Here is a 13741-nt window from a genome sequence, read left to right as displayed (position 1 = left end):
GTGACGGCATGGCGCGATTTCGGCTGGCACGGTCAGCACCGAAAAGGACGTGAAAGATGGGTATCCTATCCGCTGAGCTATCGGGCCAATTGCAGGCAAGGTTCGGCGATCGCTTCTCGATCTCGCAGGCGCTGCGCGAGCAGCATGGCCGCGGCGAGTCCCATCACACACTGGCAATCCCGGATGCCGTGGTATTCGCGCAAAGCACCGACGACGTAGCCGAAACCGTCCGGCTCTGCGCCGCGGCAGGCGTGCCCGTCATCGCCTCGGCGCCGGAACCTCGCTCGAGGGGCACCTGACCGCAGTGCGCGGTGGCGTTTCGATCGATCTTTCGCAGATGTCACAGATCATTCGCGTCAGCGCCGAGGATCTCGACTGCACCGTCCAGGCCGGTGTCACGCGCGAGCAGCTCAACGCGCATCTGCGCGACCAAGGCCTGTTCTTCCCGATCGACCCTGGGGCCAACGCGTCGATTGGCGGCATGGCGGCGACACGGGCATCGGGCACCAACGCCGTGCGCTACGGCACCATGCGCGAAAATGTGTTGTCGCTGACCGTCGTGCTGCCAACGGGTCAGATCATTCGCACCGGTGGCCGGGCGCGCAAATCGTCTGCCGGTTACGATCTCACGCGCCTCTTCGTCGGCTCGGAAGGCACGCTCGGCATCATCACCGAAGTCATCTTGCGGCTCCAGGGCGTTCCGGAAACCATTTCGGCAGCCCTCTGCTCATTCGAGAGCGTGGAGCAGGCGGTGAAGGCCGCGATCGCGATCGTGCAGCTTGCCATCCCTATCTCGCGGATAGAGCTTTTGGACCGCGGCCTGATTGCTGCCTCCAACGCCTATTCCGGCCTCTCGCTGAAGATCGAAGATACCCTCGCCTTCGAATTCCACGGGTCTCCTGCCTCGGCTCAGGAGCAGGTCGAACTGGTTGCGGAAATCGTCAAGGATCACGGCGGCAAGGATTTCGAATGGGCCAATGCGCCAGAGGAGCGAAATCGCCTCTGGAAGGCCCGGCATAACGCATTCTACGCAGTCGTCTCGCAGAGACCGAATGCCAAGGGCTGGTCATCCGATGTCTGCGTTCCGGTATCGGAACTCAGCGGCTGCATTCTCAGGACCCGCGCACTGTTGCAGGAGTGCAGTGTTCCGGCTGCCATTCTCGGCCATGTCGGCGACGGCAACTATCATGTAGTCTTCGCCGTGGATCCCGAAAACACGGCGGAACTCACCGAGGTCGCGGCCATCAACGAGGCGATGGTCGAACACGCAATCTCTGTCGGCGGAACCTCGACCGGGGAACATGGCGTCGGCACCGGCAAGATCGGCTATCTACGTCAGGAACACGGAGACGCCGTCGAGCTGATGGCCCTGCTGAAGCAAGCCATCGATCCCCAGGGCATCATGAACCCCGGCAAGATCCTGCCGGTGTGAGTGTTGCCGATCTTTCCAACGTTGTTCACGGGAGACGGTGCGATGGACGGCTTCAAACCCCACAGCTCTCATTGGGGCGCATTCTTTGGACGGCATCAGGGCGAAGCCCTCGAAATCCGCCCGCATCCCGCCGACCCACACCCATCTCCCCTGCTCGGCAATCTGCCCGCAATCGCCCATAGCCCCGCCCGCATCCGGCGCCCGGCCGTCAGGCGCGGCTGGCTTCAAGGCAGGCCCGATAATGCCGCGAAACGCGGGAGCGACGGTTATGTCGAGGTCAGCTGGCCGGAAGCGCTCGATCTTGTCGCCAACGAGCTTCGCCGTGTTCACGCCGAAGCCGGACCGCGGGCCATTTTCGGCGGCTCGTACGGCTGGTCCAGCGCAGGGCGGTTTCATCACGCCCAAAGCCAGATCCATCGTTTCCTCAACGTGCTCGGCGGATATGTCAGATCGGTCAATACCTACAGTTCAGGCGCGGCGATGGTCATCATTCCGCATGTGCTCGGTCCTTACGATACCTTCGACCGAAAGAGCGTCACCTGGGACGCAATCGAACGCAGCAGCGAGCTGATCGTTGCCTTCGGCGGCATGGCGGTCAAGAACACCGACGTCCATGGCGGCGGCATCAGCCGGCACGTCGTGCGCCCGGCGCTGAGCGGTGCCCGTGCGCGCGGCGCCCGCTTCGTACTCATAAGCCCGCTCAAGGATGACATTGCGAGTGATCTCGATGCCGAATGGCTGCCGGTCACCCCTGGAACCGACGTCGCGCTCATGTTGGCGATCGCCTTCGTCCTCGTCAGCGAGGGACGTCACGATCGGGGATTTCTCAACCGCTATACGACAGGCTATCCACGCTTCGAGGCTTATCTGCTGGGACGCGAGGATGGCGTCGAGAAGAGCCCGCAATGGGCAGCCGGTATCTGCGGTATCGCGACCCAGACGATCGTGGATCTGGCGCGGCGCATGGCCAACGCCCGAACGCTGATCACCGTCAGCCATTCCCTGCAGCGCGCCGACTACGGCGAACAGCCGGTCTGGATGGGGATCGTGCTCGCGGCCATGCTCGGCCAGATCGGGCTCGATGGCGGCGGCTTTTCCTATTCGCTCGGCGCGCTCGGCAACATCGGCAAAAGCCAGCTCGCCGTTCCCTTGCCGACGCTCAAGCAATTCCACAATCCAGTGCCGGATTTCATTCCCGTCGCACGGATCGCCGACATGCTGCTGAACCCGGGCGAAGCGTTCCACTACAATGGCCAGGCTCTGTGCTATCCCGACATCCGCCTTGTCTACTGGGCGGGCGGCAACCCGTTCCATCATCATCAGGATCTCAACAGGCTTCGTCAGGCGTTCAAGAGGCCCGAGACGATCATCGTGCACGAGACGGCCTGGACGTCCTCGGCACGCCACGCCGATATCGTCCTGCCCGCGACCACGACGCTTGAGCGTGACGATATCGGCGCGGCCGACCATGATCCGATAATGATCGCAATGAAGAGGCTGATCGAACCAGTCGGCGAAGCACGCGATGACTATGAGATATTCGCAGATATCGCAGAGCGCCTCGGCAAGCGCGGCGAATTCACCGAGAACCGGTCGAACCGCGAGTGGCTCGCTTTCCTCTTCGAGAAAACACGCGCGGCACTTGCCACCGCTGGTCACCCCGCGCCGGATTTTGAGACGTTCTGGGAGATGGGCGAACTGCAACTCCCGGTAAAACCTGACGATGGTGGCCCTGCGCGCGCATTCCGGACCGATCCGGACGCCAATCCGCTGCCCACGCCATCGGGCAAGATCGAGATCTTCTCCGAAACGATCGAAAGCTTTGGCTATGACGATTGCCGCGGCCATTCGCGCTGGTTTGAACCGGACCCGACGGCGAAGGCGGCGGAGGGCCGCTATCCACTCTATCTCGTCTGCAATCAGCCGCACTCGCGCCTGCACAGTCAGCTGGACTACGGCGACTTCAGCCGCTCCACCAAGATCAACGGCCGCGAACCGGTGCGCATCAACCCGGTGGATGCGGCAGAGCGTGGCATTTCGGATTGCGATATCGTCAGGCTGTTCAACGCCCGCGGCAGTTGCCTGGCGGCTGCGGTGATCAGCGCGGATGTGAAACCTGGAGTGATGCAGCTTGCCACCGGAGCTTGGTTCGAGCCTGATGATGCCGATGCCGAGATCGCCATGTGCATTCATGGCAACCCGAATATCCTCACCCGTGATGCCGGCACGTCGCAGCTTGCCCAGGCCTCGACCGGACAGCTGACAAAGGTCGATGTCCAGCGCTATGCCGGAGAATTGCCGCCGGTGCGCATTCTCGACGGGATGGCGTTCATCGAGGAACAGAACGCCTGAGCGATCGAGCTCATCGCGCTAGCAATTGCTGGAAATCCTGATCCTCGTGCTTCAGATTGCGCTGATAAAATAATCTACAAATTTGGTCGAAAAAGAACAACCAGTCTTTCTCGAAATCGATCCACTACCATAGGCTCCTGTTCGTAGTCAGCCCGGCAACCAAACAGGACCGCTTCATGAACGACCATTCTTTCCGCCCTCTTCTTTCCCGTCGTCGTCTGCTGACCGCCACCTCTGCACTGGCATTTGCCGCTCTGGTCGCGACAGCTAGTGTAACCCCGGCCCTGGCTGAGGACGGAGCGCATGATGGCGGAGACGTCGTGTTCCTGATCGACTCCCTGGGCGACACCTGGATCCCCAACAACAGCGCGATCTCCAGTTTTCAGGGCCATATCTGGGGTCATGTAACCGACAAGCTTCTCTACGTCGATGCCGATGGCAAGGTCAGCCCGTGGATCGCCGAACGCTGGGAGCAGAACGACAATGCGACCGAATTCACCTTGCATCTCAAGACCGGCGTGACTTTCTCCGATGGCAGCCCGCTGGATGCGGCAGCCGTCGTCGCCAATCTCGACATCTGGTATGCCGGGCGCAAGAGCGAGGGCATCAATCCAATCGGCCTGTTCCCCAAAACCTACGATCATGCCGAAGCCGTCGATGCGGCAACCGTTAAGGTTTTCTTCAAGAAGCCGACCCTCGGCTTCATCCCGACGCTCGGCTACCACGGCTCGATCCTCATCTCCCCGAAGACCATCGCCTCGCCGGCAAGCGCCCAGGCGGACCTGGGCAAGACCTCCGGCAGCGGGCCTTATGTCGTCGAGTCCTGGAAGGAGGGCGACTACGTCAAGCTCGCCAGGCGCAAGGATTACAACTGGGGCCCGACAGCGGTCGGCCAGACCGGTCCCGCCCATCTCGATACGATCACCTACAAGCTCGTCTCCGAACCGTCGCTGCGCGTTGCGGCAGTCCAGTCCGGCCAGGCAGACGTCGCCTACAACGCGTCGCCTCAGGAGCTTGAATCCCTCAAGTCGGAAGGCCTGACGGTGGCGACGCCCCGCTATCTCGGCTTCGTCAACGGCTGGGCTGTTAACACCAAGCTTGCCCCCTATGACGACGTGAAGGTTCGCCAGGCGCTTCAGGCCGGCATCAATCGCCAGGAAATCATCGACACCGTCTATACGCCCGACTGGAAGCTTGCGACCTCCTTCATCCAGAGCAACGTTCCGGGTGCGACCGACCAGAGCGCGCTGCTGGCCTACAATCCTGAAAAGGCGGAGAAGCTTCTCGACGAGGCAGGCTGGAAGAAGGGCTCGGATGGCATCCGCGTCAAGGATGGCAAGCCGCTGTTGCTGACGCTGAATTCGAATCCCTACCTCGCAACATCGAAGTCGATCGACGAACTGATTTCGCAGCAGCTCGGCAAGATCGGCTGGAAGGTTAATATCCGCGCCTATGACGTGGTCACGTTCGGCCAGAAGGTCAAGTATGGCGGCGCCGGAGTGCCTGCCTATGAGGTGACGCGCTCCTTCATCGACGCCGGCACAGTCGCCGGCATTCTGACCAGCGCCAACAATGGCGAGAACTGGTTTGCGCTCGACGAGAGCGACAAGACCCTCAACGATCTGCGCGACAAGATCGCCGGCGCCGGCTCCATCGACGCTCGCAAGCCGCTTCTCGACGAGCTGCAGAAATACGTCCTCGACCAGGGCTACTTCATTCCGCGAACGCAGATCGTCCAGCGCATCTACGTGCAGTCGCCGAAGCTCAAGGGCGAAATCTACAACGGCGTCGCCTATGCCAGCTACTACACGGCAACGAAGAGCGAATAGCCCGGCATTTCAACAGACACAGAGGTGATGGGCATGAGCAAAGCCTATTTCAACTATGCCCGAAAACGGCTGCTGCAGGCGATCGTCGTGATCCTGCTGTCTTATGTCTTCACCTTTGTCGTCGTCAGCATCCTGCCCGGCGATCCGATTACCAATGTCCTCAACAACCCGCAAAACGGCTTCACGCCGGATGAGATCAAGGAGATCATCGCTGCGCAGGGACTGGACAAGCCGATCCCCGTGCAGCTTTGGAACGCCTTTTCCGGCTTCGTGACAGGGGATCTCGGCCTGTCGATGCGGACCAACAGACCAGTGGCGACGCTGATCGGCGAGGTTCTGCCATCGACCCTCGTGCTTGCCTCGGCCGGCCTTGCGGTCGCGCTTTTCCTGGCAACGATCATCGCTTACGGCACACAATTTTTGCCCCGACGCTACGGACAGGGTCTGCTGCGCGGCTTCCCCTCGCTGTTCCTGTCGGTTCCGAACTTCGTGATCGGACTGGTGCTGATCCACCTCTTCGGTTTCCAGCTCGGCGTCTTTCGCGTCATCGAGCCCGACAGCTTCTGGGCAACGATTTTCGCAGCGATCGCCCTCGGCATTCCGATCTCGGCGCAGATTGCCGAAGTCCTGATTGCCAATCTCGACCATGAGTCCGGCCAGGACTACGCCGCAGTCGCACGCGGCCGGGGACTTGGCCAGATGCGGCTCTTCGTCATGCACCTGCTGAAGCCGTCATCGCTGCCCGTCATCACGGTCGTCGCTCTGACGATCGGCGAGTTGCTCGGGGGCTCGCTGATCACCGAGACGGTGTTTGGCCGCAACGGGCTTGGCAGCCTGGTGCAGCGGTCGGTCAGCACTCAGGACCTGCCGGTCCTACAGGCCGTCGTTTCGCTCGCGGCGGTGGTCTTCGTCGTCGTCAACTTGATCGCCGACCTGACCTACCCGCTGCTCGATCCTCGCGTGAAACTCCTCGGCACGCAGCCGCGTCGCCCGACGACCGCTGATGACAGCTCTCTTCCCATATCGAAGGCGGTGACCCCATGACGCTCGCCTCGATTTCTTCCATTCCGCGTGTGCCGCTGATCGGCCGCCTAACGGGCCTGCGTGTCCCGCCAGTCGTGATCCTGTCGTTCCTGGTCGTCGCCCTGGCGATCGCCTGGTCCTTGGCGCCTGGCCTCTTCACGAGCTACGATCCGGTGAACGGCACCCCCGCCCAGAAATTGCTCGGCCCGAGTGCAGCGCACTGGTTCGGCACCGATCATCTCGGCCGCGACCTCTACGCACGCGTCGTCTATGGCACGGCCTCATCGGTGGCGAGCGCTCTGATCGCGGTCGTGATCGGCGTTGTCGCCGGCGGAATTATCGGGCTGCTGGCCGGTTTCTTCGGCGGCTGGGTGGACACTGTCTTTGCCCGCCTCGTCGATGTCTTGCTGGCAATCCCCAAATTCCTGCTTGCCGTCATCGTCGTCACCGCAATTGGTTTCGACACGACCAATGCAGCAATCGCGACGGGCGTCTCCGCCGTTGCCCTTTTTGCCCGGGTGATGCGCTCCGAAGTCATCAAGACCAGGCAGGCGACATTCGTCGAATCGTCCTTCCTGCTCGGCGGATCGCGCTGGCACATTCTGTGGCGCCACGTGCTTCCGAACGCATCGCGATCGGTGCTGCCGCTTGCCGTCCTGCAGTTCGGCGATTCCATCCTGGTGATCGCCAGCCTTGCCTTCCTTGGCTACGGCGACCCGCCGCCTGCTTCCGATTGGGGCCTGCTGATCTCGATCGGCAAGGATTACCTCAAATGGCCCTGGCTGGTTTACGCCCCGGCCCTCGTCACGATCGCAACCGTTCTCTCTGTAAACAGGATCAGCCGATGGCTCCGCAAGACAGACTGACCACGTTTTTGAATCGCCCATCTTCCCCATTGCTGCGGGCCGAAGGATTGTCGGTGGCCTACGGTACCCACAAGGTCGTGACCAGTGTCGGCTTCGAGCTTGGACGCGGCAAAAGTCTCGCGCTGATCGGCGAATCCGGATCGGGCAAATCGACGATCGCCCGCGCCGTCCTGCGGCTGCTTCCCGCAACGGGGCACGCCACCGGCCGCGTCGAATTCGATGGCCAGGAGCTTCTGGGGCTTCCTGAGCGCCGCTTTCGCCCGTTCAGGGGACGCAGGATCGGCTTCGTACCGCAGGACCCCGGCAATTCTCTGAACCCGGTTCGCACCATCGGCGCGCAGGCAATGGAAGCCGCCGCACTGCTGGACGAACCGGACAAGGCGCTTCGCAAGGCGCTCATTCTGGAGACATTCGCGCAGGTCGGGCTCGACAATCCGCAGCGTGCCTATGACTCCTACCCCCACCAGCTTTCCGGCGGCATGCTACAGCGCGTTCTGATCGGTCTCGCCGTTCTGCCGCGGCCGTCGCTGCTGGTCGCAGACGAGCCGACCTCCGCACTCGATGTGACGATCCAAAAGCGCATTCTCGACCTGCTGTCGAAGCTGCAGGAGGAGCTGCAGATCAGCCTTCTACTGATCACCCATGACCTGGCGATCGCAGCCGAGCGCGCGGATTCTATTGTCGTCCTCAAGGACGGCGCGATCCAGGAAGCCGGAAACACCGCTACAGTATTCTCCGCCCCTTCCTCGTCCTACGCCAGAAAACTCCATGGCGACGTGCCGGCGCTCAATCCTGACCGTTACAGGCCATTGCGAGAGCCCGGTTTCCGGCACCTTGTCGCGAGGCGCGAAAAGGCACCGAAGATCGAGGTCAGCGGCGTAACAAAGAATTTCACCGTCGACGGCAAGGTTCTGACCGCCGTCAACGACGTCTCGTTCGAGGTTCAGGCGGGCACGACGCATGCGCTGGTCGGGGAATCCGGATCCGGGAAGACGACGGCCATCCGCCTTCTGCTCGGGCTGGAGCAACCCGATACCGGAAAGATCGCCGTTGGCGGCGAACAGGTGAACGGTCGGTCCCCCGAGCAGCTTCGCTCTGTCTGGCGGCACCTGCAGCTTGTCTATCAGAACCCGTTCACATCCCTCGATCCGACCTGGACCGTCGAGAAAATCGTGCGCGAGCCGCTGGACCGCTTCAGGATCGGAACACATCAGGAGCGGGCACTCGCGGTGCACAAGGCGTTCGCAGATGTCGGGCTGGGCGGGCATCTCTTGTCCAGCAAGCCGGCCGCCTTGTCGGGCGGCCAGCGCCAACGCGTTGCCATCGCCCGGTCGCTTGTCCTGAAACCCGATGTGATCGTGCTTGACGAGCCTACCTCGGCGCTCGACGTCAGCGTTCAGGCCGACATCGTCGAAGTGCTGCTGTCGCTGCAGGTCAAGCTCGGCCTCACCTATGTTTTCGTGTCGCATGATCTGGCGCTGGTGCGCCAGCTTGCCCACACGGTCTCTGTCATGCAGCGCGGTCGCATCGTCGAGCACGGTACTGTCGGAGAGATCTTCGACACGCCCCGCCAGCCCTACACCCGCTCGCTGCTGGAATCGATCCCGTCAGGGACCGCGCGCTTTGCGCGAACCCAGCCCCTGCAGCAGCGGCAGATCTTCAATGGGGAAAAGATCGCATGACCGTCATCGCCCCCGCCCCGACACCGTTGGCGTCATTCCGTCCGAAGAAGCGGCTCGGGTTCAACACGCGTGTCTCGTTCACCGATGAAATCGGCCCCGCACACGGCTTGCGGGAAGGCATCGAGCTTTTCAAGGCGGCCGAACGTCTGGGCTACCAGTCAGGCTGGGCCTATCAGCGGCATTTCGACCACTATCTATCCTCGCCGCTGCCCTTCTTCGCCGCGGCAGGTCAGCATACCAGCCATATCGTGCTGGGTTCTGCCGTCATTCCGATGCGTTATCAGGACCCTATCCTGCTGGCGGAAGCCGCAAGCACTACCGACCTCCTGATTGGGGGCCGATTGGAACTGGCGATCTCGACCGGCGCCAACGCAGCCTTCGATGCCGTCTTCGGCACGGTCGACACCGACGCCAGGACGGAAGCCAAGCGCCGTCAGGCGCGCTTCCTGTCCGCGATCTCCGGCGAGGTTCTGCACACCGTCGCAGAACCAGGCCAGGGTGTCGCGGAAGGCAGCCAACTGAGGGTGACACCGCACAGTCCGACCCTTCGCTCGCGCATCCGTCAAGGTTCCGCCAGCCTCGGGTCAGCGATCCAGGCCGCCGAACTCGGCATCGGCCTGATCGCCGGAACCGTACAGCACGACCACGCCGAGGGTGAGAGTTTCGGAAGCTATCAGGCCCGTTGCATCGAGGCCTTTAGGGCCAACTGGCGAAAGCAGCGGACGAGCGAGCCGCCGCCTGTCGCCGTGGCGGCTTCGGTCCTGGTCGGCACGACGCCGGAGCTTCGCGAGAAATACGCAGCCTATGATCTCGAGCGCCGTACCCAAGGCATCGCCGCATCGCGGCCGAAGGGCGCTCTCGAACCGAGCTCGCGAACCAACCAACCGCCTGGAAGCCAGATCTCGCCCGTCTTCCACGGGACAGCGGATCAGGTAATCGAAGCGGTGCTGAGTGATCCTGGGCTCGCTGCGGCCGACGAGATCGTTTTCTTCCTGCCGCCGGCCTTCGGCCTCGCCGAGAATATCCAGCTGCTGACCGACCTTGCCGGGACCATCGCCCCGAGCCTCGGCTGGTCACCGGACTGGTAAAACCTACACCGGATCTTAAAGCAGGGAGCTGCGGGTTAGAGATATTTTCTATAGTTTCAGTAGAAATAGAAAGACCTGTCTTCCTTAGCCTTTGTCTGCCGCCTAACTTTCGACCACCATCGACAATCAGAGGAGCTCCCATGTCCGCGGAATTCATCAGCGTCAGCTTTCCCAACGCCTCGAACGATCTCAATCCTCTTCCCGACGCTCCGGTCGATCCCCGCTATCTCGAGCGCTACTCGCGCGCCCTCGACGACTACGGCTTCAACTACACGCTGATCCCATACTCCTCCTCGTCCTTCGACCCTTTCACGATCGGCGCCACGGTTCTCGCGCATACGAAGAACATCAAGATCATCGTCGCGCTGCGGCCCAATACCGTCTACCCGACGGTTGCTGCCAAATCGCTTGCCACCCTTGATCAGTTGAGCGGCGGCCGCGTCGTCGTCCACTTCATTGCCGGCGGCAGCGATGACGAGCAGGCCCGCGAAGGCGACTTTCTCAACAAAGAGGAGCGGTACGAGCGGCAGGAAGAATATATCCGGATCCTGCGTCAGGCCTGGACGTCGGAAGAGCCTTTCGACTTCGATGGGAAATATTACCAGTTCAAGCAGTTCCGCAGCGCGGTGCGCCCAACGAACGGGCTGATCCCGATCTCTGTCGGCGGCTCTTCTGATGCCGCGTATCGCATCGGGGGATCACTGGGCGACATTTTCGGGCTCTGGGGCGAGCCGCTGGCGGAAACCAAGCAGCAGATCGAACGTATCTACGCCGAGGCGGCAACGGCAGGCAGGACGGACCGGCCGCGGATCTGGGTGACCTTCCGCCCGATCGTTGCGGAAACCGACGAACTGGCCTGGGAGAAGGCACACCGGGTGCTCGACCGTCTCAAGGACAACCGGGAAAAGGGCCTTCATCGCGCGCCGCCCTCTGCCCCTCGCCCCGCCAATGTCGGATCGCAGCGGCTCCTTGATATCGCCGCGCGTGGCGACGTCCATGATCGCGCACTCTGGTATCCGACGGTCACGGCGACCAACGCCTCCGGCGCCACGACCGCACTGGTCGGATCACCGCGCACCATTGCCGATTCCATCCTCGACTATATCGATCTCGGCGCCGACCTGATCTCCATCCGCGGCTATGACAATTTCAACGATGCCGTCGATTACGGACGCTATATCCTGCCCCTCGTGCGCGAGGGCATACGCGAGCGGGAAGAGGCAAAGAAGAAGGCCGCCGCCTGATGATCGCGCGCGAGACGGCTTTCGATCCACGTCTGCTGAGCGCGACGACGCGCGCTCTTGCGGACGCAGCTCCCGAGGCGGACCGGACCGGGGATTTTCCTTGGACGGGTATCCGGGCGGTTCATCAAAGCGGCCTGCTCGAAAGCACCGTCGCGGCGAGATATGGCGGCGCCGGCGCAACACTCCACGAGGCCGCAACGATCCTTGCGGCCCTCGGCCGCGGTGATCCATCGGTCGCGCTGATCAGCGCCATGACGATCTTCAATCACCTCGGTCAGGCAACGAAAAGCCATTGGCCCGAGGACCTCTACAAGCGCCTGCTTACTCAGGCCAGGCAGCATCCGCTGCTGCTCAATGCCGCGCGTGTCGAACCGGAACTCGGCTCGCCCGCCCGTGGCGGCCTGCCGGCGACGGTTGCCCGTCGTACCGCATCCGGCTGGTCGATCACCGGCCGCAAGCGCTTCGTCACCGGTGCGCACGGTCTGACTCATTTCCTGGTCTGGGCACACACCGATGAAACACCCACCCGGGTCGGAACATTCGTCGTTCCGAACGAGCTTCCCGGCATTCGCGTCATCGAGAACTGGAACAGCCTTGGCATGCGGGCCTCCGGCTCTCATGATGTCGAATACACCGACGTGGAAATCCCGCTGGAAAATGTCATCGATCTGGTCGATCCATCCGTTGCGCAACAGGACAACCGCGCGCACGCGGCAATCACGCTGGCGCTGACCGCGCTCTATCTCGGGGTGGCCGAAGCGGCACAGGAGGCGTTCATCCGCTTTGCTCACGAACGTGTTCCGACCAACCTCGGCCATCCGATCGCCCGCACCGAACGCTTCGTGACGCTTTCCGGCGAAATCGACCTTCTCGTCTCCGGCGCCCGGCAAATCATTTTCGATGCCCTGAAGGACAAGCAAGCCGAGGCAGAAAAGCACATCCGGGCCCGGCTGCTTGCAGGCCGGCAGCTGCGCGACGCGGTGCAGATCGCCGTGCGTGGCATCGGCAATCCCGGCCTCGGGAACGAACTGGGGCTGGAGCGCCATTTCCGGGACATTCAATCGGTGCTCGTCCATGCCCCCCAGGAAGACACCTCCATCTCCATTCTCGGGCGCGCTGCCTTCGAACGTTGGAAGAGCGAAAGCGACGCATCATCGGCGCCTCCGGTCAATCTCACTGTGTTGAAGACGGCCTGAACATGACACGCTACATCATCATCGGCGCCGGTGCAGTCGGCGCGAGCCTCGCGGCCGAGTTCGAGATCCATGGCATCCCCTATGTGCTCGTTGGGCGCGGCGCCCAGATTGCCCATATCGCCGCTCACGGTCTCTCGTATCGCCGGCCGGGCGGACACCGTGTGCTCCGGCTCACCACCGCCGACACGGCTACGCCACCGGCGCTTCAGCCGGATGATATTCTAGTCCTTGCGGTCAAGGCACAGGATGTCGAGTCGGCCACGGAATTCTGGGCCTGGCGGCAGGTCGAGGGTGCAGGCTTTGCATCCGAACTGCCCCTCGTGACATTGCAAAACGGGCTGGCTGCAGAAGACATCGCACTGAGGCGCTTCGATCGTGTCTATGCTGCCAGCATCCGCATTCCGGCGCGCTACACCGTCACCGGCGAGGTCGTTGTCGGAGGCGAGCCGAATGTCGGCATCGTCGCCCTGGGACGCCACCCCGACGGGCTCGACGACACGGCCTTGTCGATCGTCGCGGATCTTTCAAACGCGGGCTATCTCGCCGAAGCGCGCCCCGACATCCGGCGATGGAAGGCGGCCAAGCTGGAGCATAACGTCACCAATGCGGTCGAGCTTTTCGCAGGCCCTCCCGAAATCCGTTCAAAGGCCGCAGCCGGCCTGGCGCAAGAGGCACGTGCCGTTCTCATGGCCGCCGGTTACGATCCGGCGGCCCCCTCGGAGTGGAAAATCGACATCTCATCCTGGCGGGTCGCACCAGAGAGCGGCATCAAGCCCGGCCAGCAGTCGACCTGGCAAAGCTTCACCCGCGGGACTTCGAGCGAGGTCGATTATCTGAACGGCGAGATAGTCCGGCTGAGCCGCATCCACGGCGTAGCGGCCCCTCTCAACACCGCGTTCCAACAAGCAGCAGCGAGGCTTGCGCTAGAGGGCCACGCGCCGGGCACCAGGGGTATCGCCGAGGTCTTGGACGGCGTTGCCCTTTAAGGCAAACGAAGCTTTAAGACTGCATCGAGAGGAAAAACACGAG

General features: G+C 62.6%; 9 protein-coding genes and 1 pseudogene. All 10 read left to right on the top strand.

Features of this window, described 5'->3' with window-relative positions; genetic code table 11:
• Positions 1 to 56: 56 nt before the first annotated feature.
• The 10 genes and pseudogenes from LPU83_RS65865 (at position 57) to LPU83_RS65820 (ending at position 13698) form a co-directional block, all read left to right on the top strand.
• Positions 57 to 1432 (top strand): annotated as a pseudogene (locus LPU83_RS65865) (FAD-binding oxidoreductase).
• Positions 1433 to 1474: 42 nt separating this feature from the next.
• Positions 1475 to 3784: a molybdopterin guanine dinucleotide-containing S/N-oxide reductase gene (locus tag LPU83_RS65860; protein WP_024318176.1), complete on the top strand. Its 2310-nt coding sequence runs from the start codon at positions 1475 to 1477 to the stop codon at positions 3782 to 3784.
• Positions 3785 to 3960: 176 nt separating this feature from the next.
• On the top strand, positions 3961 to 5613 hold the full coding sequence (locus LPU83_RS65855) for an ABC transporter substrate-binding protein (RefSeq protein WP_040680894.1): 1653 nt from the start codon (positions 3961 to 3963) through the stop codon (positions 5611 to 5613).
• 33 nt (positions 5614 to 5646) lie between these two features.
• A complete protein-coding gene (locus tag LPU83_RS65850; protein WP_024318174.1) occupies positions 5647 to 6657 on the top strand; it encodes an ABC transporter permease in 1011 nt (336 codons plus the stop codon).
• The gene (locus LPU83_RS65845; protein ID WP_024318173.1) at positions 6654 to 7502 is read left to right on the top strand and encodes an ABC transporter permease; all 849 of its coding nucleotides are present in this window, start codon (positions 6654 to 6656) and stop codon (positions 7500 to 7502) included. Before LPU83_RS65850 ends, LPU83_RS65845 begins: the two co-directional genes overlap by 4 nt.
• Positions 7481 to 9184 carry an ABC transporter ATP-binding protein gene (locus tag LPU83_RS65840; protein WP_024318172.1) on the top strand — a complete coding sequence of 568 codons (1704 nt, stop codon included), beginning with the start codon at positions 7481 to 7483 and terminating at the stop codon, positions 9182 to 9184. The genes LPU83_RS65845 and LPU83_RS65840 overlap by 22 nt, the downstream gene beginning before the upstream one ends.
• Positions 9181 to 10272: an LLM class flavin-dependent oxidoreductase gene (locus LPU83_RS65835; RefSeq protein WP_040680893.1), complete on the top strand. Its 1092-nt coding sequence runs from the start codon at positions 9181 to 9183 to the stop codon at positions 10270 to 10272. Before LPU83_RS65840 ends, LPU83_RS65835 begins: the two co-directional genes overlap by 4 nt.
• A gap of 140 nt (positions 10273 to 10412) precedes the next feature.
• Positions 10413 to 11516, top strand: coding sequence for an LLM class flavin-dependent oxidoreductase (locus LPU83_RS65830; RefSeq protein ID WP_024318171.1), 1104 nt, complete (start codon positions 10413 to 10415; stop codon positions 11514 to 11516).
• Entirely contained in the window at positions 11516 to 12712 is a 1197-nt protein-coding gene (locus LPU83_RS65825) for an acyl-CoA dehydrogenase family protein (protein ID WP_024318170.1), read from the top strand. The genes LPU83_RS65830 and LPU83_RS65825 overlap by 1 nt, the downstream gene beginning before the upstream one ends.
• Positions 12713 to 12714: 2 nt before the next feature.
• Entirely contained in the window at positions 12715 to 13698 is a 984-nt protein-coding gene (locus LPU83_RS65820) for a ketopantoate reductase family protein (protein WP_024318169.1), read from the top strand.
• Positions 13699 to 13741: the final 43 nt, after the last annotated feature.

The sequence above is a fragment of the Rhizobium favelukesii genome (assembly GCF_000577275.2).
GTDB lineage: Bacteria > Pseudomonadota > Alphaproteobacteria > Rhizobiales > Rhizobiaceae > Rhizobium > Rhizobium favelukesii.
The sequence above is the reverse complement of the archived record's forward strand: the minus strand, read 5'-3'. Positions and strand labels throughout refer to the sequence as shown.